A 20,143-nucleotide genomic window follows, 5' to 3' on the forward strand; every position below is an offset into this window, starting at 1 on the left:
CGGTTCTGCGAACCCGAGGCGGGGGTCAGTACTGGCTGGTCGTGTACCGCGGCGTCGTGTCCCTGATCTGATGTTCTTCGTCCGGTGCGCGCCGGGCGAGCTTCTCGCCCTCGATGTCGACGTTGGGCAGGATGCGGTCGATCCAGCCGGGCAGCGACCACGCGCGCCGGCCGAGGAGCGCCAGGGCGGCGGGCACGATCGTCATGCGGACGACGAAGGCGTCGAAGGCCACGGCGATCGCGAGGCCGAAGCCGAGCGACTTGATCATGGCGTCGTCGCCTCCGACGAAGCCGGCGAACACGGAGATCATGATGAGGGCCGCTGCCGTGACGACCTTCGAGCTGTGCTTGAAGCCGGTCTCGATCGCGGTGCGGGCGTCGGCCCCGTGGACGTACGCCTCACGCATGCGCGTCACCAGGAACACCTGGTAGTCCATCGCGAGGCCGAACACGATGCCCACCATGAGGATCGGCATGAGGCTCATGATCGGGCCGGTCTGTTCGAGGCCGACCAGGTCCTTGAGCCAGCCCCACTGGAAGACGGCGACGAGCGCGCCGAGCGCGGCCAGGACCGACAGGAGGAAGCCTAGCGCCGCCTTCACGGGGACCATGACGGAGCGGAAGACCAGGATCAGCACGAGGACCGCCAGGCCGACGACGAGCGCCAGGTAGGGAAGGATCGCCGCGCTGAACTTGTCGGAGACGTCGATGTTCAGCGCGGTGGAACCGGTCACCATCGACCGGGCGCCGGTGGACGACCCGGTGTCGGCGGCCAGCGAACGGATCTCGCCGACGAGCTCCTTGGTGGCGTCGCTGCTCGGCCCGCTCCTGGGGATCACCGTGATGATCGCGGTGTCGCCGGCCTCGTTGAAGGCGGCGGGGGACACGGACGCCACGTCCGGGAGACCGGCGACGGCCTTGCTCATGCCGGCGGCGGTGCTGCGGGCGGTGCCGGGGCTCCGGTCGTCGACGGTCAGGGTCAGCGGGCCGTTGAAGCCGGGGCCGAAGGAGTCGGCCAGGATGTCGTACGCCTTGCGCTGGGTGGAGGACGCGGGCTTGGAGCCGTCGTCCGGCAGCCCGAGCTTGAGCTGCGTGGCGGGCAGGGCGACGACGCCGAGCGCGACGACCGCGAACACGAGGACCTTGACCGGCCTGCGCAGGACGAAGGCGATCCAGCGGTTGCCGGCCGTCACCCGGGGAGCCGCGGCCGGGGCCGGAGTGCGTGCGGACTTCCTACGGGCTTTGCCCAGGACCCGCTCCCCGGCGAATCCCAGCAGCGCCGGTACCAGGGTGACGGCCACGAGCACGGAGACGACGACAGCTCCGGCGGCGGCCAGGCCCATGGCGGTGAGCATGGGCAGGTTGACCACGGCCAGGCCGGCGAGGGCGATGACGACGGTCACGCCGGCGAAGACGACGGCTGAACCGGCGGTGCCGTTGGCCCGGGCCGCGGCCTCCTTCGCGTCGTACCCGTCCGCCCGTTCCGAGCGGTAGCGGGAGACGATGAACAGCGCGTAGTCGATTCCCACGGCGATACCGAGCATCGACGCGAGCGCCGAGGTGTTGCTGTTGAGATCGAAGATCGCGCTCACCGCCGTGATGGCCGTGGTGCTGACACCGACGCCCACGAGGGCGGTGATCAGCGGGAGACCGGCGGCGATGAGGGACCCGAAGGTCATGACCATGATGACGGCGGCCAGGGCGAAGCCGATGGCCTCCGCGGAGTGGCCTCCCTCCGGGGCCGCGAGCGCGTCACCGGACGCCTCGACCGTCAGCCCTTCGTCGCGGCCCGCGTCCAGTGCGTCGTCGATGCCGGTGTGGTCGGCGTCGGTCAGGTCCGCCGCGGCAGCGGTGTAGTTGACCTGGGCGTAGGCGGTGGTGCCGTCCGCGCTCACCGCCTTCGTGGCGAAGGGATCACTGACCCGGCCGATGCGGGACGAGGAGTTCCTGAGGTCCGTCAGGGCCGCTTCGGCCGCCGCCTTGTTCTCGGCACTGCTGATCCTCTCGCCGTCGGGGGCCCGCAGCACGACGCGAGCGGACGCGCCTTCGGCGTTGGCGGCCGGGAACTTCTCCCCGAGGAGGTCGAAGGCGCGCTGGGACTCCGTACCGGGCAGGGTGAAGCTCGAATCGGCCGAGCCCGAGGTGCCGGCCGCGCCGGCGCCGACGGCGCCCAGGACGACGGCCCACAGGAGGACGACCAGCCAGCGCCGCCGGAAGGCGAACCGGCCGATCCTGTGCAGGAAAGTTGCCATGAGGGTGTGACTCCGTAGGGAAGGAAGGTGCTCGGTGGGCGGACATACGCGGCTTGAACGGTGCGTCGCTCCTCGCTCAGCACTTCCGTTCCTGGGGCCGGGGTCGAGGGGTGCCGCAGCGCCCGCATGGTCCGCGGGCGCTGCGGTGCGTACCGGCCGCCGTCCCCACAGGGCGCGGCACGCCGTCCGGTCACATCACCGCGTGAGACGGTCCCGGACCCCAGCGGCGCGGTGCGGCCACCTGACCTGACCGGCCGCAGCGCCGCCGGCCATGTACGCCGTCGGCACTGACGGCGCTGATACCGGCGGCCGGCCTCGGGGGAAGGACCGGCCGCCGGTGATTTCCATGGTTTCCTGCGAAGGCGCCCCGCGATGTCGGCCGTAGGTACTGTTCCGGCGCGGGCCTGTCGGTCATTCGGCCGACACGGCTACCGGGATCCGTACACCTACGCTGACCAGCGTGGACCTGGACCTTCCGTTTACTCCTGCGGTCAAACGCCTCATCACCGTGTGCGCGCTGCTCGCGCTCGCCCTGACGGGGTTCGCGGACGTCGCTCTGCTGTCCATGGCGCCCGATCCGTGGCACCCCGCGACGAACTGGCTGCCCGTCCTGGTGACGGGCCCGCTCCTGATCCTCGCCGTCGGCGACACACGCTTCTCGCCCCCGTTGCTGCCGCGCATCTGGATGGCGGTGGCGATGTCACTGACGTTGAGCGGCATCTGCGTCGCGGTCCCCCAGACCGGGTCCTCCGTGGGCGCACTGGAAATCGCGGGACTGCTGGGTCTGCTTCTCCGCACCGCCGCACGCACCGCGCGCCCGAAGGCGGCCGCCGCATCCGCCGCCGCCCTGAGCCTGACCGTCCTGGTCGTGCCCTTCCGTACCGGCTCGTGGCCGAGCATCGTGGCGGGCGTCTACGTCCTGACCGTGATCCTCGCCATCGTCATCACACTCGGCTGCGCCATCCGCGCCATGGAGGCGAGACGCCGCCGGGCCATCAGCGACGTACGCCAGGCGGAACGCCTCGCGCTCGCCCGCGATCTGCACGACCTGATCGCCCATCACATGACCGGAATCATCGTCCAGGCGCACGCGGCAACAGCCGTCTACCCCACCGCACCCGACAAGGTCGAGCCGATCCTGCGGAACATCGCGCAGGCCGGCACCGAGACACTGGAATCCATGCGCCGCCTGGTCCGCGTGCTGAGGGAGGACAACCACACCGCGGTGCGCCCGGGCGACCTGCTCAGCGAGCTCGCCGAGCTGACCGCGAGCTACTCGACGCCCGCAGCCGCCGGCCTCGCACCCGCCACTGCGCGCCTCGAGGCCACCGCCGCCGCGCGTACCGCCCACATCAGCCCCGAAGTGGAGATCTCCGCCCACCGCGTGGCCCAGGAAGCACTCACCAATGTGCGCAGGCACGCCCCCGGCGCCCGGGTCGACGTCCGCCTCGACGCCGACAGCACCTGGCTGCAGCTCAGCATCACGGACACCGGAGGACCCCAACGCACCGCTGCGCCGGCCGGCGGCCAGGGCGGCTTCGGCCTCATCGGCCTGCGCGAACGGGTCGAAGCGCTCGACGGAGCGCTCCACACCGGCCCTCTGCCCAACGGCGGTTGGGAAGTGAGAGCCACCTTCCGGCTACGTGCCCCGTCCCCGGCCCAGGACACGGCCGCACCCGCCGGCCCTCCGCCCGCGGCCTGACCGTCCGGGCAGCTCATCCGGCCGGCCGCACCGCGCCGTGCTCCCACGCCCACGCAGCGATCTCCACCCGGTTGCGGGCCTCGACCTTGGCCTGGATCCGGCCCAGATACGTCTTGACGCTCGACAACGACAGGAACAGCTCGTCGCAGATCTCCTGATTGGTGCGGCCCACCGCGATCAGCCGCACGATGTCCAGCTCCCGCACGCTCAGCCCGAACGCCTCCACCCCGGCCGGTGCCGTACCCAGCTCGGCCTGCTCCAGCCGCTTCAGCAGCCGCACCGTCACCGCCGGGGACACCAGCGCATCCCCCCGGGCGGCGGCGCGCACCGCCTCCACCAGCAGGGCGGGCGTCGCGTCCTTCAGCAGGAACCCGCACGCGCCGTTACGCAGCGCGGTACGCACGTAGTCGTCCTGGTCGAACGTCGTGATCACCACGACGTTCAACGGATCAGCGACCCCCGGACCGGCCAACTGCCGGGTCACCTCCAACCCGTCCAGCCGAGGCATCCGGATGTCGGCGAGCACCACCTGCGGGCGCAGCCGGCGCGCCAACTCCACGCACTCCACGCCGTCTGCCGCCTCCCCGACCACCTCGATGCCCGGCTGTGCATCCAGGATCATGCGGAAACCGGCACGCACCAGCTCCTGATCGTCGGCAACCACCACGTCAATACTCATTCCGGGCATGCGCCAGTTCGTATCACAGCGCTCAGCCCAGGGCCCTACCGGCGTTCTGTCGGGCATCGCGAGACCGACCGCTTCCGAGACCACGTGGGCACTGAAGTCCGTGAGGCCGACGAATCCATCTCCGCTACTCCTGCCACGCCTGTGGCACGGATGAACCGATGCGGGCTATTGGCGCGGCCGCGCCAACTCAACGTCCCCTACGAACCCTCCAGCACCGACTGGCGCATCACGTTCCGCAACTCGCGGACCGCGGAGTCGTAGGGGATATGGACCGCCTGCCACTCCGCCGAGGAGCCGGCTGCGAGCCCAGTTGAAGCAATGGCATCACGTATGGTCCGCAGTCCGCCATATGCGCCGCGTGCAGCATCGCAGACTGCCGGAGGAGCGGCGAGAAGAAGCTCGTAGTACGCCGGCAGTATCTGGTGAGCGCGGTAGGCAGCTATGACGTCAGCGCCGCTTGCGGGCTGGCTGACGGTCAGTAGCGAAGCTTCCGTCTCAGTAAGAGCCGTCAGAAATCTCAGATACGTCTCACGTTGAGCCTGCTCAAGCCGGGTTCCGCGTTCACGTCTTGCTCGCGCCGATTCCACGAGTAGCGTGGAGCCCACGCCCAATACGCCACCGCTCAAGGTACCGACCAGGGTCAGCCATTCCATACAGCCCAATGTACGAGGGCTCCGGGCCCGCAACTACCCGAATGCGGAAGCTCGGCGTAGACCATCGAGCTCAACGGGCATGCGTAGAAGCGACGTTCTGGCTGGCGCCTTCCTGCCCACCACTCACCCCGGCGGGCAGGGTGCGGGAGCGGCCAGAGCCGGGTGCCTTGATGAGGCGGCAACGCGCCTCTTGCTCAAGCAGCGGGCCGGAAGCCGTGCCTGTTCAGGCGGCCCGACGGGTCATACCCAGGTCTGACCCCGCAGTTCAGCTCCTGGTCCGACGCCCCGCGGGGACGCCGCAGGCATCGTCGTCAGCATGACGAACCCGACGACATCCAAGGCCACCGCGGTCTCGACGATCGGCGTCCGACTGCGTGCCGCACTGCCTGTGGAGCGGTTCGAGGGGACCGGCTTTCCCGGGCGTTGGGTGGGCGGCACCGCCATGGTGTTCGGCCCGCTCCTGATGCTGACCGGCGCGTTGTTGCGGGCCCGCTTCCCCTTCTTCTACCCCGATCAACTCGCGGCTTACGAGCGGCATCCCACCCTGATGGCCACCGCATACGGCCTCTTTGCCGCGGGCAGTCTGCTGCTCTGGCCCGCCGTGGCCGTGGTGGCCGCACGGATCGGGGCCCGCGGTGCCGGATGGGGGCTGTGGGGCGGAGTGCTGGTCATGTTCGGGCTGTTCGCCCGCGCCTTCCACGCGGGGGTGGACCATCTGGCCTTTCAGCTCGTGCGTTCGCAGGGAGTCGGGCCCGCCACCGAATCGGTCGACGCCGGCTACGGCGCCTTTCATGTCTTCGCCACGCTGAACCTCGCCATCCTCGCCGGGTGGCTGGTCCTCGCACTGGGCGCCTGGCGCACCCGGGTGCTCGGCCCGGTCCGCGCTGCCGCACTCGCCCTCACCTCAGCACTGCCCCTCGGGGTGCTGAAGGGAACCACCCCTGTGTCGCTGGTGGCCCTGACCGGACTGTGCGCAGCACTGGTGCCGCTGGGTGTGGCGCTGCTGCGTGAAGCGCCCCGTCCCAGTCGGGCGGCGGTGCTGCGCTGGGTGCCGCTGACCCTGGTGACGCTCGGGCTGATGATGCTGCTGGGACAGGCCGGTTGAGTGGGCGCGTACAGATACGGTCGGGTCATGAAGCTCAAGGGGCAGGGCCATCTCTATGCCCTTGACCTCGGCGCGGCCCTGGCCCTGACTGCCGTGTACGTCGGCTTCACCGGGCTGACCGCCGAAGACGGGCAACCCGCCTACACGGGACCGGTCTGGCTCGGCTGGCTGATCGCCGCCACGGTCGGCCTGCCGATCGCTGTACGCCGCCGTTGGCCGCTCGCGGTCCTGGCGGCCGTGCTGGCCGCTCTGGCCGCGGCATCGCTCCTCGACATCCCCCGTGAGCCGTACGTCGCCGCCGGGCTCGCTGCCTACCTGGTCGGACTGGCCGAGCCGGCCCGCAGGTCCGTGCCCGCGCTCGCGGTCACGCTGCCGGTGGCGTGCGGAGCCGTGTACCTCGGCGAGGCGGTGGTGACTCCCGCCGAGGACTGGCGGGGTGCCGTCGGGGTGGCAGGGCTCGTGCTCCTGGTGATCGGCGGGGCCTGGGGCGCGGGGTTCACCGTGCGCGGCCGCCGGGCCGAGGCTGCCCGGGAACAGCGGCGTCGGTCGGAGCGTGCACTGGACGAGGAGCGTCTGCGGATCGCCCGTGAGCTGCACGACATCGTCTCGCACAACCTGAGCCTGATCGCCGTCAAGGCGGGCGTCGCCGGGCATGTGGCGGAGGCGGACCCGCGGGAGGCGCGGGCCGCCCTCAAGGTCATCGAGGAGACAAGCCGTTCCGCACTGGCCGAGATGCGGCGCACGCTCGGCGTGCTGCGTATCGAGGGCGCGCCTCTGGGACCCGTTCCGGATCTCGACGGCCTCGGCTCGCTCGCCGCGCAGGCACACCGGGCCGGGGTGGACGTCGACCTGACGGTGCACGCCACGGAGGGCCTGGCCGAGGGGACGCGGCTGACCATCTACCGGATCGTCCAGGAGGCCCTCACCAACGCGGTCCGGCACGCCGCCCCGACCCGCTGCCAGGTCACGGTCGAGGCGGGTGCGCGAGAGATCCGCATCGACATCGCGGACGAGGGGCCACCCTCTGCACGTGGGCAGGCCGCCCGCGAACCGTCTCGCGGGCATGGCCTCTTGGGTATGCGGGAGCGGGCGATGATGTACGGCGGCAGCTGCGAGGCGGGGCCCCGGCCGGAAGGCGGCTTCGCGGTGTCCGTCCGCCTGCCGGCCGAAGGGAACAGATGACCATGACCGACGTGCCCCCGGTCCGGGTACTGATCGCCGACGACCAGGCGATGGTGCGCGGCAGCTTCCGGGTCCTCGTCGACCACACGCCCGGCATGACGGCCGTGGGCGAGGCCGCGAACGGGGCGGAGGCCGTCGAACTCGCCCGCCGTGAAAGGCCGGACGTCGTGCTGATGGACGTACGCATGCCTGACCTCGATGGCATCGGGGCGACCCGGAAGATCTGCTCGGACCCGGCCCTGCCGGGCGTCCGCGTCCTCATCCTCACCACCTTCGACCTGGACGAGTACGTCTACGCCGCCCTGCGCGCCGGAGCCGCGGGCTTTCTGCTCAAGGACACCCCGCCGACCGAGGTCCTCACCGCCATCGGAGTCGTCGCCGCGGGAGAGGCCCTGCTCGCCCCCTCGGTGACCCGTCGCCTGATCGCGGAGTTCGCCCGCCGTCCCGAGCCTGCGCGCCCACCCAGTCGCACGCTGGACGGGATCACCGACCGGGAGTTGGAGGTACTCGGTCTGATCGCACGGGGGTTGTCCAACACGGAGATGGCGGAGCACCTCCATCTGAGCCCGGCCACAGTCAAGACCCACATCGGGCGGCTGCTCGCCAAGCTGCGTGCGCGTGACCGCGCCCAGCTCGTGATCGTCGCCTACGAGACCGGGCTGGTGGGTGACCACCGGCGTGGGGTCTGAGACGCACGGGACGGGCGGACCTCATCAGGCCGAAAGCCCTGCCGCCCGTTGGGACGACAGGGCCTCCTACCTGGTACTCGGAGCGAACAACCCTGTGGGCCGATGTACCCAGCCCCTCAATGGTGGTCGAACGGGGAGACGATGATCTCGGAGTTGACCGACAGCAGTGTGTTTCCCGCGCTGTCGAAGCTGACCAGGCGGGCATACGCCCTGCCGTTCACGTGCAGCTCGGCGAGATATCGAGCAGTACCAACCGCGGCGGTGGCGCAGGGGATGTTGTTCACGGAACGCACCGCCGTGCCATCGGGGTCAACGACGTCGACCCGGAATTTGGCGCAGTTGCTGGGGAATTCCTGGATGTGGCCCAGGCCGAGGAATTCTTGTGGTCCGAGGCCGATCCGGTCGACGCAGACGTCGCCCTTGAATCCGTTCTGATCGAATGACGTGCATTTCCTGAACGGTGGTACCCAGTCGGCCTGGGCCGGACTGCCGGTTGCGGCGATCATGCCCACGGTAGCGGTCGCCACGACGACCGCTGTGGAAATGGAATTGCGGATTCTCATTGGTGCCCCCTCGCACGACAGTGAACCTTCAGAAGTGCCGTCCACCAGTGGAAACCAGCTTTTCCGACGGATCGGCGATTCGCTACGGTAACCGGCCGGCTCCGGGACGTCGACGGCCGCAGTTGAACAGCGCATCCGGCAATGATCGAAAATCCGTCCCGGCGTTCAGTTCGACAACCGGTACCCCAACCCGAGGATCTGACGTTTGCTCAGTACGCTGTCGCGGTGTCGCGGTGGTGGATCAGGCAGTGCAGCAGGGCATTCCGTCCCTTGAGGTGGTGGAACGGTCCAAGCGGAAACCCAGGTATCGCAAATGGGGGCTGAAATGCCCCAGCTATTGACCGCGGGTGCGAGCTTGTCCCTTGTGGGCGGCTGGGGCCTCGGCACCGTCGCCCTGGCGCTGCTCGTCATCGGGGCGGCGGCGATCTGCGGGGTTGAGCCGAACGACATTCCAGCGGCACCGCAGGCCCTCGCCGCCGGTGGGGAACGGGTTCCTGGCCGTAGCCGCGGCGGGAAACCCTGCCACCCACCAGGGTGATCACGGTGTACTCCAGGGCTTGGCACGAGAAGGCCGCGAGCCGGTGCGGGTCGTGTCAAGGGACGATGAGTTCGGTGAACCTGCTGGTCATGGCTTCTCCAGGTTGGTGGTAGTGGAGGCGGGTGTGCTGAGGATGCCGTCGAACGCGTCGACGACCGGGGTGTGCTGGTAGATGTTCTGCATCCGAATGCGGTCGGGGCCGTTGAGCTGCTCAGCCCGGGCCTGACGAAGACCGGCGACGGCGTGGCCAAGGCCGGCCTCGGCGAAGGCCGATTCGACGCTTCCCGGCGCGGGTGGCTCCAGCGGGGTGTCGTGGACGGTGAATCCGAAGGGAGCTGTCTCGTCGCGACGCATGTCGGCGGTGTGGCCGGTGATGCTGGTCAGGCCAAGGGCGAAGTACGCGTCACCGAGGGCGTGGTGCAGGTGCTGACCCATGGGAAGTCCCGTGAGGTGGCCGTCGAAAGCGATAGGCGTCCTCTGGAGGTGGGCGTTGTGGGCCATCAGTACGACGCGGTCTGTGGGCTTGAGCCGGTCGAGGTGCCACAAAAGCGATTCCGCCATGTACAAGTCGCGGGCAGAGGTGTCGGCGGTGAGCCCGTCTCCGGCGAAGAGGCCCGCCATCGCACGGAAGGTGTAGTCGCCGTGGCAGGCGGCCTCCAGGCAGCGCAGGGAGGTGTCGTAGCTGTGCCGGTCTCCGCGGGAGAGATACAGCGGCTTCAGGGCGCGAAACCGGATGAGCAGTCGCGCAAGAAGTGCGCTGAGGGTGTCCTGTTCGTTGGTGGTCAGACGCGCCCATGCGGGTGCGGCCACTGCCGCGGAGTCACCGGCGAAGGAGGCGGCGATCGTGGTCACGCTCTGGAGCGCCGGCAGGGTCTCCGGATCGATGTGGCGAAGGTAGTCGGTGACCGGTGTGAGGGCGGGAAGCAGCGATCCGCCAGCCGCCGGGATATCGATTCCTGCGAACCGCACCGGCTCTGCGACGGTGCGGTTGTGGCGGCGGAGAAAGCGCAGCGGATCCTGGAGCCCGATGGGGACCGCGTTCGCCAGGAGCGCGGAGAGGCCGTCGTCCGTTCCCGAGCCGCGGGTCCAGGCATCGAGGGGTAGGGCTTCGCAGAAGCCGTACTCGAAGGCCAGGACGGTGAAGCCGCAGCGTTCAACGAGGAACCGCAGGACGCGTTGGCGCATCACGGCGAACTCGTCGATGAAGTGTGAGTGTTCACCGAGGCCGACCACGCGGGCACTGTCCAGGAGGTCGCCCAGCGGTTCCAGGTCGTCCAGGGGTGCTGTCGGGTCGAGGTGCATGAGTGGGGTGGCATGGCCTTTGAGCCAGCCGGCAAAGGTCGGCCGATCAGTGGTGGTGGGCACGGTGGCGGCTCTTTTCGGAGAGGAGGTGATGAGCGCGTGGCGCCGGCCTACGGGTGCGGGAGGCGGGGTGCCGCGTCCTGCAGCTCGTCGACGCTGCCGGACATCAGCGTCCGTATGTGCTCGCTGATGTGCTCCGGGGGCCAGTTCCACCAGGCCAGGGCGAGCAGCCGGGCGATGTCCCGGTCGTCGTACCGGGTGCGGATGAGGCGGGCCGGGTTGCCTCCGACGATCCCGTAGTCGGGCACGTCCTTGGTGACCACCGAGCCGGCACCGATGATCGCGCCGTTGCCGATCCGTACCCCGGGCATCACGGTGGCGCCGTGCCCGAACCAGACGTCGTGGCCGACGACGGTGTCGCCCCGGTTCGGCAGTCCGGTGAGCAGATCGAAGTGGTCCGACCAGGAGCCGCCGAGGGTGGGGAAGGGGAAGGTGGAGGGGCCGTCCATGCGGTGGTTGGCGCCGTTCATGATGAACCGCACCCCGGTGCCCAGCGCGCAGAACCTGCCGATGACCAGCTTCTCCGGACCGTAGTGGTACAGCACGTTGCGGGTCTCGAACGCGGTCGCGTCATCGGGGTCGTCGTAGTAGGAGTACTCCCCCACCTCGATCAGCGGGGACTTCACCAGCGGTCTGAGCTGGACGACCCGTGGCTGGCCGGGCATCGGATGCACGACGGTGGGGTCAGCAGGTACGGGCATGGCGGGCTTCCTCATCGTGTGGGCGTTGTGGGTACGCGGTCGGTGGCAGGCTCTGGTGCCTCAGTTCCTCGTCGGTCGCAGGGAACCCGAACCTGGCGAGCGGGGTCTGCGGCAGCTCGGGCAAGAGCGTGTCGCAGGATGCACCAACGGGTGCAGGCCCAGGCGATATGGGCATCCGCGCGGATCAGGATGACGTCGGCCGGCCGGTTGTCCGTGCCGGCGGTATGGATGTCCTCGCGGTGCGCCCATCCTCCGGCGATCTCCCGGAGCTCCGGACGGCCCGCGAGACCGAGGAACACGGGGCGCGCGGGGGGCATGAGTTCCGCGACACTATTGGCGCCCTGACCATGTCGGCGGGGCCGGGCACCAGAGCACCCTCGTCCAGCCCTACCAACTGGGGTGGGGAGGTGCCACTCAGCATGCGTTACGGCGCGGGAGCAGCCCCCGCTCACAACCGGCGGGTGAACTCCTGGCGGTCGGCGAAGTTCTCGTAGCCCGCCCGTTCGAAAGCCATGATCATCGCCGTGTTGGCCGCGTCGCAGTCGCCGCGGATCTCCTCTGCGCCCGCTTCGACCAACAGCCGCGTGCCGCGGGCCACCACCGCCGTCGCGTAGCCGTTGCCGCGGCAGGCGGGAGATACAGCCACCAGGCCGATCACCGCGATCGAGGGGTTTCGGGCGGGGAGGCTGAGAGCGGCCGGCGTGCCGTCCGGAGCGTAGCCGAGTTCCCACCAGGAGGGATCGTGGGAGAACTCCTCCATGTCCGCGAAGAGGCTCTCCGCGGCACGCCGGGCGCCATGCCGGGCGACCCTGGCGGCGAGTTGGGCGTCGGCACTGGTCGGAATCGCCTCGGCGAGGAGAGCGATGAACGGCTCACGGCCCAGACTGGGCAGCGAATGCCAGGTCAATCGGTCATCATGCGAGGTGAGTTCAGCCCCGGTGCGACGGCGGAAGCGGCGACCGTCACGGGCGTGCTCGAAGCCCGCCAGACGGAGAAGCTCGGTGCGCCGTTCCGGCTCCGCCTGGTACTGCGGCGGCTGCGTCGGCGAGTCCGTGACGTGCTCCAGCTCCGTGGCGCCGAGCGAGTCGGCCAAGGCGGCGGCCTCCGCCAGCAGTGCCAGGCCGGTGGCCAGGCCGGGCTCGTCCCACGGTGTCTCAAGGAGCACCAGGGCCATCGGGATGTCGTTCCCGGGAAGGGTCCATAGTGCGGTGGCCGCGGTGAGCCGACCGGCTTCGTCCTCCGCGACCAGACACCACTCTGGCCGGGTGCACTTCTTGGCCAGGAGGTCGGTGAGGTAGGCGGCCGTCCCGGCGTTGCGCTCGGGCTGGCCGGAGTGCTCGACGAGGGAAGGTAGTTCGTCTGGGCGCGCTATACGTATATGCATGTACTGGGATCATCCTGTCTCTCGATGACGTAGCTGGCTTTGCATGGAATCGCCACCCGGCACCGGCACGCCCGGCTGCTCCTGTCCTTGCCGAATCGACCACCGGATCGGGGCCTGCCCGACTGGGTACTGTCGATCTCCTGCCGCGGCGGTGGAACCCACGACCGATCGCCGGTGGTCGTGGCCTGGCGTCGGGTGGTGTGGCGTAGGGGTCTCATTCCACCGGGTAGCGCACCACCAACACCCCCTCCACATCACTCCCCACCGCCTCGTACTGATGCGGTACATCCGCCGCCCACCGTGCGTGGCTGCCCGGGCTCACCTCGAACGGGGCGGAGGCGGGACCGACCCGCGCCGTGCCGCTGAAGACCAGCAAGTGCTCCTCCGCGCACGGCACATGAGCCGAGCACTGCACCGCCCCGCTCTGGATGCGGATGCGATACACCTCCGACTCCGCAGCCGCGTTCTGCACACGGTCCCTCAGCACCGCGTGCACCGACTAGCGTTCCATAAACAGAACGTTCTGTAAACGGAACGATCGTGGCGATGCACACGCATCGCGGCTCAGGCGCGGGCTCGGACTTACTCGCCGAGAACCCGAAACCGCCACCTTCGATGAGGATGAACAGACCGATGCCGATCGGACCGCCGGGCGCGACGGCATCTCCGTCCCACTGACCGACCAGGCGGCCAAGTAGCTGTTGTCGTTCCGATCGTGAGGGGTGGGCGTCGAACGGGAGTCTCGTTCGGGTGATCGCGGTCGGCTGTGGGCGTGAAGGCAGGGCCTCTTGGTAGCTCGGGGTTGCGAAGCCGGCCGAGATCCGGGAGACCCTGTTGCCGCATTTGTGCGTGCTCGCGCCGGTGGGGTTCAACTCGGCTGCTCTGTCGTGTGATTGTGTCGGTCACCGGTTCGGGAATGCGGCCGGCCACCCGGAGCGTGTTCGGCGGTATCCCTCGGACATGACGGATGCGGAGTGCTCTGTGGTCCGGCCGCTGCCGGTGCCGGGCGGGATGCGGAACTGGTGGTCGACACCCTCGGCCAGCCAGTCCCGCGAGACCAGGCGTTTCGCCTTCGACCGCAGCCCCTCCACCTTGGCAGGCAGCACGTCCAGGCCGAACGCGGTGGCCATCTCCTGACAGGTCAGCGGCCCTTGACCGAGACGGATCCGATCATCGATCGCGGCCAGGATGCGCTGGTAGTCCACCGACAGTGCCGTCCCGGCCAGCCCCTCGCGCCACATCGGAACCTGTGACCTCGCTTCACCGCCAGAGGTGGAGACGCCTCCACCTCGGCTCCCGTCACAACGCCCTCTGGCACGTCGGTGGCGACCACGCGGGCTGAGTCACTGCCCGGCGCGGACAGCACCGCACGGCTTGCATGTGTAGAAGACCACCATGAGCCCTTCGGAGCCGATCCCTGCGAACGTCCACAGCAGGAACTTCCAGGCTGGCGCACGTTTTATGCCTTGCCGCCAACTTGAGAACATCAGGACGGCGACGAAGAGGCAGAACAACCCCAGCAAGAAGAAGAAGCTACCTATGACCCAGAACAGAAAGCCCGTCACTTACCTCCCCCTCGAATCCCTGCTATCACCCTCTGAGGGTAGGCGCCCGGGAGCCGTTGGAACAGGCTGATACTCGTGGTCACGAGGTCGACTCCAGGGCATTGGAGGGCATCTTCCGTGGGGCGAGTGATCATGGCCCATTGAGCTTCCTGCGAGTCCGGCAGCCCATGGGGGAGCCGCGGAACGTCTACCGCTCGTTCACTCGCGTTGCCGAATCCGCCGGCCTCCGGGTTATCCGCCTGCACGATGCCCGGCACGGCTGTGCCACGATCCTGACTGCGGCCGGGGTGGCTCCTCGTGTCGTGACGGAGATCCTCGGCCACAGCCAGATCGGCATCACGATGGACGTGTACACGCACGTTGTCCAGGACACCCGGCGCGAGGCAATCAGCCACATGGACAGACTGCTCAAGAGGCGGCCCGGTCGTGAGTGACCGCCGCCGTTGAGGTCAGCTGTAGATGTCAAAGACCCCGGACCATGATCGGTCCGGGGTCTTTTCGCTTGTGCCCCCGGCAGGATTCGAACCTGCGACACCCGCTTTAGGAGAGCGGTGCTCTATCCCCTGAGCTACGAAGGCAACTGGGCGCTGACAGCCTAGCGGATCGCGCTTCGAGGGTGCGCCCCCATAAGGCGCATGGCCGGGTCGGCGGGCTCCGCAGGCCGGGTGACCTGCGGAGACGGGTTCCCGGTCAGGAGGTGGATGCCAGGGACGCGGCCTCCCAGCCGAAGCCGTCCGGGTCCGTGAAGGCGTCGGTGGCGCAGGTGATCGCGAGGCGGTGCGAGCCGGTGCCGTCGATGGGGACGCCGACGTCCTTGGCGAGGGCGCGGCGGCCGTAGAGGGCCAGCTTGACGGGGCTGTCCCCGGTGTCGAACTCGACGTACTTGCTGCCGAAGCTCTTCGCCACCGTGAAGCCGCGGTCGACGTAGAACCGCTTGGTGGCGGTCATGTTCGAGACTCCCAGCAGGAGCACCAGCTGGTCGATGTGGCCGGTGGCCGGGGCGGTGTCCTTCTTCGTCGACGTCGCGATCTTCCAGATCGTGCCGTCCGGGGCCTGGACGACGCCGCCGTAGCCCCAGAAGGACTTCGAGACGGGCTTCAGCGCTGTGGCGCCGGCGGCCACTGCGGCGTCGACGAAGCCGCGGACGTCGGCCGGCTGGGACACCGTGAGGGACAGCGAGAAGCCGCGGAATCCGGTGGTGGGTGCGTCCGAGGCGCGCAGGAGTACCTGGGTGCTCAGGCCGAAGGCGGTGTAGAAGCGGTTGGCGGCCGTCGTGTCGGCCACCTCGAGGGTGAGGGATTCGATGGAGTTCATGCGCTTCACGCTAGTGACGGGGCGGGTGCGGGTGCTTCTCGATTCCTGACCGGTTCGGTCGCCGCAGGTCAGGGGGAGAGGGAGGGTGAGAGGGAGAGGGCGGGGGAGTGTGAGCGGGGGCGTGGGGGTCAGGCCGGTGAGTCCGGGGCCGGGGCCGGGGCTGGGGCCGGGTCTGCGTTCACCGTGAACGAGAACGACGTCAGCGTCCGTTCGCTCCGTGCCTTGAGCCGCTGCGCGGTGGCGTGCAGGCGGTGCGCCTCGCTCAGTGGGAGCGAGATCGCGATGGCCGAGGGCACCGCGCCGATCGTGATGGGCACGGCGGCACAGACCGTACCCAGGGCGTACTCCTCCGTCTCCAGCACCGGATCCGCCCTCCGGATACGGGCCAGCCGACTGAGCACGAGGTCCCGGTCCGTCACCGTGTTCCGGGTCAGCGGCAGCGGTGGATGGCGGTCCAGGTGGTCCCGGCGGGGGGCGTCGTCGAGCTGTGCCAGCAGGCACAGGCCGATGGCGTGCGCGTGGGCGGACGCGCCGAAGGGGGCCCACTCCTCGACGCCCGAGTGCGACGGGCCGTCCACGGCGTGCGTGAGCCGGACCTCACCGTCCAGATAGAGCGCGTAGTAGGCCGCGGCGTCCAGGTCCCGCGCCACCTCGGTCAGCCAGTGCGGGAGGTCGGCGGCGGCCCGGGCGCTGGTGCGGGTGAGTGTGCAGGCGGCGTCCCCCGGCACGTACAGGCCCTGATCGCGGCGCAGATAGTGCTCGTGCACCAGGGTGCGCAGCAGGTGGTACGTCGTGCTCAGCGGCAGATCGGCGCGGCGGGCCAGCTGTTTCGCCGTGGCGCCCTGCGGGTGGTCCGCCGCCGCTTCCATCAGGCGCAGGGCTCGTTGTACGGAGCCGATCAGGGTGGGGGCGGGGGAGGAGGAAGGGGGAGGCGGAGAGGTGGGCTCGGGGGGTTGGGGCATGCGTTCTCCAGGGTGTCGCTCGGCAACGGGGGACGTGACTCCACGCCCCTCGGACGTCTGCTGACACCTGGACACGCGCTCCGTTGCGCGTCACGCGGCCACCGGCACCCCGTGGCCAGTTTCTCCCGGATCCCGTCGTACGTGGAAACGGGCCGGGTGGCTCGGTGATCCCTTGACGGGGGGCGGGTGCGGGCATAGCGTCGCGAAAGCCCTGAGCAAGCGCTTAGAGAGGTCGCTCGTGCCGCACACCGATCCGACCCCGTCCACTCCACCCCCGTCCACTCTGCCCACGTCCACTCTGCCCACGTCCACTCCGCCCACGTCCACTCCGCCCACGTCCACTCCACCCACGTCCGCACCGCCCGCACCCGTCCCCTCCGTGCTGACCGGGCCCGGCGGTCCGTTCGCTGTCGTGCGGGCCGAGGACGGGCCGGAGGCGGGGCAGCTCGTGTACGCGGACGGGCCCCGGACCCTCCGGGAGTTCGTGGAGACCACCTGGGCGTTCGGGGACCAGCCGTTCCTGGTCGCGGAGGAGCGCAGCTACACGTACGGGGAGTTCTTCGCCGCCGCCTCCGCCCTCGCGTGCCGGCTGAGCGAGGTGCACGGGCTCCGCCCGGGCGACCGGGCCGTGATCGCGATGCGCAACCATCCCGAGTGGCAGATCGCGTTCTGGGCCGCCCAGCTGGCCGGGCTGGTCGCCGTCCCGCTCAACGCCTGGTGGACCGAGGACGAGTTCACGTACGCGCTCGACGACTCCGGGCCGCGGGTGCTCCTCGTAGACGGGGAACGGCTGCCGAGGGTCGTCGGCTGGGCCCGGAGCGCCGGGGCGCGGGTGGTCGTCTTCCATGGCGGGGACCTCCGGCAGCCCTCCGGCGCGGAGGCGGACGGCCGGGAGCCCGGTGCGGGCGTCGAGTGGTACGAGGATCTGCCCGAGCCCGATCCGTACGCCGCGCCGCCCGAGGTGGAGATCAGGCCCGAGGACGACGCGACGATCATCTACACCTCCGGCACCACCGGCCGGCCCAAGGGGGCCGTCGCCACGCAGCTCGCCCAGGCGGGCGCCGCGCGCAATCCGCGGTTCCACGCGGCGGCCTCCGCGCTGGCCCGGGGGGTCATTCCGGGGCAGGGGCCCGCTCCCGTCACCCTGCTGACGTTTCCGTTCTTCCACGTCGCCGCGTTCACCGGCCTCTATGCCGCGATGTCCGCGGGCGGCGCCCTGGTCCTGATGCGGAAGTGGGACGCGGACGAGGCGCTGCGGCTGATCCGGGAACACCGCGTCACCCACTACGCCGGGGTGCCGGCGACCGCGCTCCAGCTGCTCACCGCGGCCGCCGGCGCGGGGGACGGGCTGGAGAGCCTCCAGATGCTCAACACCGGCGGGGCGGCCGCACCGGCCGACCTGGTCGGCCGGCTGACCGCCCGGTTCGGGGAGCGGATCGAGCCGCGCAACGGCTACGGGCTGACCGAGACCAGTGGCGGCGTCCTGGCGAACTTCGGCGCCGAGTACCGGACCCATCCGGGCAGTGTCGGCCGCCCGACGCCGAGCACCGAGGTGCGGATCTCCGGTCCGGCGGGGGAGGCGCTGCCCGAGGGAGAGGTCGGGGAGCTGTGGCTGCGCGGCCAGGCGCTGGTCCGCGGCTACTGGCGGGACGAGGAGGCCACCGCGCAGGCGTTCAGCGGCGGCTGGTTCCGTACCGGAGACCTGGCGGTGGTCCGGGACGGGCGGGTCAGTGTCGTCGACCGGATCAAGGACATGGTCATCCGCGGCGGCGAGAACGTGTACTGCGTCGAGGTCGAGTCCGTGCTGCACGACCATCCGGACGTGGAGGACGCGGCCGTGCTGGGGGTGGCCCATCCGGTGCTCGGCGAGGAGGTCGCCGCGGTCGTCCGGCTCCGCCCCGGCGCCGGTGCCACGGCCGAGGAGCTGCGGCAGCACGTGGGGCGCAGCCTGGCCGCGTTCAAGGTGCCCGCCCATGTGCTGCTGTCCGACCGGCCGCTGCCCCGCAACGCCACCGGGAAGATCCTCAAGCGCGAGCTGCGCGGGCCGGTGGAGCGCGAGCTGGGAGCGGCCGGGGGCGGGTGATCAGGGGCGGGTGATCCGTACCCGGTAGTTCCCCTTGGCGTCCTTGTCGACCACCGAGATGCTGATGCCGTTGGCCCGGTCGTCATAGGTCTGGCCGGGCTGGAACGGGGCGTCGGAGAGCTCGGCGTGCACGTTGGGCAGCCGGGTGCAGCCGCTGCTGTCCTTGGTGCTGTCCGTGACCGACACGGGCCCCTGGCCGGTGTCGACGTCCGAGCTCACCTTGTAGATCAGCACGCCGGGCCGGCAGACCTCCTGGTCGTTGCCGGCCTGGGTCCGCACCTCGACCGCGTAGCCGGACTCCGCCGTCAGCGGGACGAACGCCAGCTTGGTGCCGCCGTGGGTGGCCAGCGGTTCCAGTACGTGGTCGCTGGTGCCGGACTGCGCGGCGCAGCTGATCTGGCTGTTGTCGAGCCAGCCGAGCTTCCACTTGTGCCAGCCCAGCAGGTCGTTGTTGGCGCCCCAGTCCTCCGACATGATGTCCCAGTGCCCGACGGAGCCGCCGCCCTCCATCGTGTAGAGGTCGGGGAGGCCGAAGACGTGGCCGTTCTCGTGCGGCAGGACGCGGTAGCCGGTCTGGGCGTACGAGCCCGAGCCGTCGTCCTGGCGGCTGTAGACGAACGAGGTGTTGGAGAGCGGCACCCCGTCCGCGTAGGGGGCGTCGTCGTTGCCCGAGAACGTCACGGACAGCACGGTGTCCAGGGCCGAGGGGCCGGCGTTCGGGGTGACCAGGATGTTCACCAGGTCGTACGCGCTGAAGTCCACCTTCGGGTCGGCGGCGGCGACGATGTCCTGGACGAGGTGGCGGTAGCCGGGTTCGTACGGTGATCCGCGCTCGATCCCGTACTCCGAGAACGGCAACGGCATCCGCAGCCACGTCTTCACCGGGGCCTCCGGCACATAGGTGAGCCGGCCGTAGGAACTGGTGCGGAACCAGTCCGTGGTCTGCGGGAAGAACTCCGCGAGCCGGTCCATCGCCGGTTCCTTCCCCGGCGCGTCCGGGAAGTCGATCATCAGGTTCAGCGCGTGGACCTGACCGGTGGAACGGGCGTAGCCGGGCTGGGTGGGCATGCCCTCCGACATCTGCACCCCCATGGTCGCCGATATCCGGCACGGGGCGAGACCGGCCGACCGGGCGGTGGTCATCGGTCCTGCGGAGGCCCGGCTCGGCAGGGGGAGGGTGCTGCTGGCCGAGGCCAGAGCTGCGATGACCAGGGCTGTTGCCGCGCCGAGGGCTACCGGACGACGGTGCTTGCGTATCCGGTGGCGGGGCTGCTGCATAGAGGCGCCTTCGGGTCCGCGGCAGTCGGCCGACCCTGACTGCGCTCTGTCGATCAGCCTCGGCCGGGCGGTGCGGACCCGCGCGTTGGGTGCGCCGATCGGTGGGTTTTCGGCGGATTTCCA

At 70.0% G+C, this 20,143-nt stretch carries 17 protein-coding genes, 1 tRNA gene and 2 pseudogenes; 6 read left to right on the forward strand and 14 right to left on the reverse strand.

Annotation, left to right across the window (positions count from 1 at the left end; genetic code table 11):
• Nucleotides 1-25: 25 nt before the first annotated feature.
• Nucleotides 26-2,251 carry an MMPL family transporter gene (locus tag OG521_23060; GenBank protein ID WUW23498.1) on the reverse strand — a complete coding sequence of 742 codons (2,226 nt, stop codon included), beginning with the start codon at nt 2,249-2,251 and terminating at the stop codon, nt 26-28.
• Between the two features lie 460 nt (nt 2,252-2,711).
• Between OG521_23060 and OG521_23065 the strand changes: the two genes are divergently transcribed.
• A complete protein-coding gene (locus OG521_23065; protein WUW23499.1) occupies nt 2,712-3,953 on the forward strand; it encodes a histidine kinase in 1,242 nt (413 codons plus the stop codon).
• Between the two features lie 13 nt (nt 3,954-3,966).
• Here OG521_23065 and OG521_23070 read toward each other — a convergent pair whose 3' ends face one another.
• Both OG521_23070 and OG521_23075 read right to left on the reverse strand, forming a co-directional pair.
• A complete protein-coding gene (locus OG521_23070) occupies nt 3,967-4,641 on the reverse strand; it encodes a response regulator transcription factor (protein ID WUW23500.1) in 675 nt (224 codons plus the stop codon).
• 197 nt (nt 4,642-4,838) lie between these two features.
• Nucleotides 4,839-5,294, reverse strand: a complete 456-nt coding sequence (locus OG521_23075) for a hypothetical protein (GenBank protein ID WUW23501.1) — start codon at nt 5,292-5,294, stop codon at nt 4,839-4,841.
• A gap of 316 nt (nt 5,295-5,610) precedes the next feature.
• Here OG521_23075 and OG521_23080 point away from each other — a divergent pair, with 316 nt between their 5' ends.
• The 3 genes from OG521_23080 to OG521_23090 are packed head-to-tail and all read left to right on the forward strand — an operon-like array spanning nt 5,611 to nt 8,270.
• Entirely contained in the window at nt 5,611-6,399 is a 789-nt protein-coding gene (locus OG521_23080) for a hypothetical protein (protein ID WUW23502.1), read from the forward strand.
• Nucleotides 6,400-6,426: 27 nt separating this feature from the next.
• Complete coding sequence (locus OG521_23085; protein WUW23503.1) at nt 6,427-7,581, forward strand: sensor histidine kinase; 1,155 nt, start codon at nt 6,427-6,429, stop codon at nt 7,579-7,581.
• On the forward strand, nt 7,578-8,270 hold the full coding sequence (locus OG521_23090) for a response regulator transcription factor (protein ID WUW23504.1): 693 nt from the start codon (nt 7,578-7,580) through the stop codon (nt 8,268-8,270). The genes OG521_23085 and OG521_23090 overlap by 4 nt, the downstream gene beginning before the upstream one ends.
• Nucleotides 8,271-8,386: 116 nt before the next feature.
• On the opposite strand, the gene OG521_23095 is transcribed toward OG521_23090, so the two are convergent.
• The 7 genes and pseudogenes from OG521_23095 to OG521_23125 all read right to left on the reverse strand — a co-directional run bounded on the left by OG521_23095 (nt 8,387) and on the right by OG521_23125 (nt 14,383).
• On the reverse strand, nt 8,387-8,833 hold the full coding sequence (locus OG521_23095; GenBank protein WUW23505.1) for a hypothetical protein: 447 nt from the start codon (nt 8,831-8,833) through the stop codon (nt 8,387-8,389).
• Between the two features lie 625 nt (nt 8,834-9,458).
• Nucleotides 9,459-10,736 (reverse strand): erythromycin esterase family protein, encoded by a 1,278-nt coding sequence (locus OG521_23100; GenBank protein WUW23506.1) that lies wholly within the window; start codon nt 10,734-10,736, stop codon nt 9,459-9,461.
• Between the two features lie 47 nt (nt 10,737-10,783).
• Nucleotides 10,784-11,434 (reverse strand): CatB-related O-acetyltransferase, encoded by a 651-nt coding sequence (locus tag OG521_23105; GenBank protein WUW23507.1) that lies wholly within the window; start codon nt 11,432-11,434, stop codon nt 10,784-10,786.
• A gap of 448 nt (nt 11,435-11,882) precedes the next feature.
• Complete coding sequence (locus tag OG521_23110) at nt 11,883-12,818, reverse strand: GNAT family N-acetyltransferase (GenBank protein WUW23508.1); 936 nt, start codon at nt 12,816-12,818, stop codon at nt 11,883-11,885.
• Between the two features lie 214 nt (nt 12,819-13,032).
• Nucleotides 13,033-13,314, reverse strand: coding sequence for a hypothetical protein (locus OG521_23115; GenBank protein ID WUW23509.1), 282 nt, complete (start codon nt 13,312-13,314; stop codon nt 13,033-13,035).
• Nucleotides 13,315-13,852: 538 nt separating this feature from the next.
• A pseudogene (locus OG521_23120) lies at nt 13,853-14,080 on the reverse strand (hypothetical protein).
• Nucleotides 14,081-14,161: 81 nt separating this feature from the next.
• A complete protein-coding gene (locus OG521_23125) occupies nt 14,162-14,383 on the reverse strand; it encodes a hypothetical protein (GenBank protein ID WUW23510.1) in 222 nt (73 codons plus the stop codon).
• 173 nt (nt 14,384-14,556) lie between these two features.
• On the opposite strand from OG521_23125, the pseudogene OG521_23130 reads away from it, so the two are divergent.
• A pseudogene (locus OG521_23130) lies at nt 14,557-14,817 on the forward strand (tyrosine-type recombinase/integrase).
• Nucleotides 14,818-14,888: 71 nt separating this feature from the next.
• Here OG521_23130 and OG521_23135 read toward each other — a convergent pair.
• The 3 genes from OG521_23135 to OG521_23145 all read right to left on the reverse strand — a co-directional run bounded on the left by OG521_23135 (nt 14,889) and on the right by OG521_23145 (nt 16,659).
• A tRNA-Arg gene (locus OG521_23135) sits at nt 14,889-14,961 on the reverse strand.
• 112 nt (nt 14,962-15,073) lie between these two features.
• Nucleotides 15,074-15,697 (reverse strand): glyoxalase, encoded by a 624-nt coding sequence (locus OG521_23140; protein ID WUW23511.1) that lies wholly within the window; start codon nt 15,695-15,697, stop codon nt 15,074-15,076.
• A gap of 128 nt (nt 15,698-15,825) precedes the next feature.
• Nucleotides 15,826-16,659, reverse strand: coding sequence for a helix-turn-helix domain-containing protein (locus OG521_23145; protein WUW23512.1), 834 nt, complete (start codon nt 16,657-16,659; stop codon nt 15,826-15,828).
• Between the two features lie 379 nt (nt 16,660-17,038).
• On the opposite strand from OG521_23145, the gene OG521_23150 reads away from it, so the two are divergent.
• Nucleotides 17,039-18,742 (forward strand): acyl--CoA ligase, encoded by a 1,704-nt coding sequence (locus OG521_23150; protein WUW23513.1) that lies wholly within the window; start codon nt 17,039-17,041, stop codon nt 18,740-18,742.
• Here OG521_23150 and OG521_23155 read toward each other — a convergent pair whose 3' ends face one another.
• Complete coding sequence (locus OG521_23155) at nt 18,743-20,020, reverse strand: M6 family metalloprotease domain-containing protein (protein WUW23514.1); 1,278 nt, start codon at nt 20,018-20,020, stop codon at nt 18,743-18,745.
• Nucleotides 20,021-20,143: the final 123 nt, after the last annotated feature.

The sequence above is a fragment of the Streptomyces sp. NBC_01463 genome, from assembly GCA_036227345.1.
In the GTDB taxonomy this organism is placed as follows: domain Bacteria; phylum Actinomycetota; class Actinomycetes; order Streptomycetales; family Streptomycetaceae; genus Streptomyces.

Bases quoted from the DNA above. Each gene is read 5' to 3' on its own strand.
- OG521_23060 (WUW23498.1), bottom strand. From the start codon at position 2,251: ATGGCAACTTTCCTGCACAGGATCGGCCGGTTCGCCTTCCGGCGGCGC.
- OG521_23070 (WUW23500.1), bottom strand. From the start codon at position 4,641: ATGCCCGGAATGAGTATTGACGTGGTGGTTGCCGACGATCAGGAGCTG.
- OG521_23075 (WUW23501.1), bottom strand. From the start codon at position 5,294: ATGGAATGGCTGACCCTGGTCGGTACCTTGAGCGGTGGCGTATTGGGC.
- OG521_23080 (WUW23502.1), top strand. From the start codon at position 5,611: ATGACGAACCCGACGACATCCAAGGCCACCGCGGTCTCGACGATCGGC.
- OG521_23085 (WUW23503.1), top strand. From the start codon at position 6,427: ATGAAGCTCAAGGGGCAGGGCCATCTCTATGCCCTTGACCTCGGCGCG.
- OG521_23090 (WUW23504.1), top strand. From the start codon at position 7,578: ATGACCATGACCGACGTGCCCCCGGTCCGGGTACTGATCGCCGACGAC.
- OG521_23095 (WUW23505.1), bottom strand. From the start codon at position 8,833: ATGAGAATCCGCAATTCCATTTCCACAGCGGTCGTCGTGGCGACCGCT.
- OG521_23105 (WUW23507.1), bottom strand. From the start codon at position 11,434: ATGCCCGTACCTGCTGACCCCACCGTCGTGCATCCGATGCCCGGCCAG.
- OG521_23110 (WUW23508.1), bottom strand. From the start codon at position 12,818: ATGCATATACGTATAGCGCGCCCAGACGAACTACCTTCCCTCGTCGAG.
- OG521_23140 (WUW23511.1), bottom strand. From the start codon at position 15,697: ATGAACTCCATCGAATCCCTCACCCTCGAGGTGGCCGACACGACGGCC.
- OG521_23145 (WUW23512.1), bottom strand. From the start codon at position 16,659: ATGCCCCAACCCCCCGAGCCCACCTCTCCGCCTCCCCCTTCCTCCTCC.
- OG521_23155 (WUW23514.1), bottom strand. From the start codon at position 20,020: ATGCAGCAGCCCCGCCACCGGATACGCAAGCACCGTCGTCCGGTAGCC.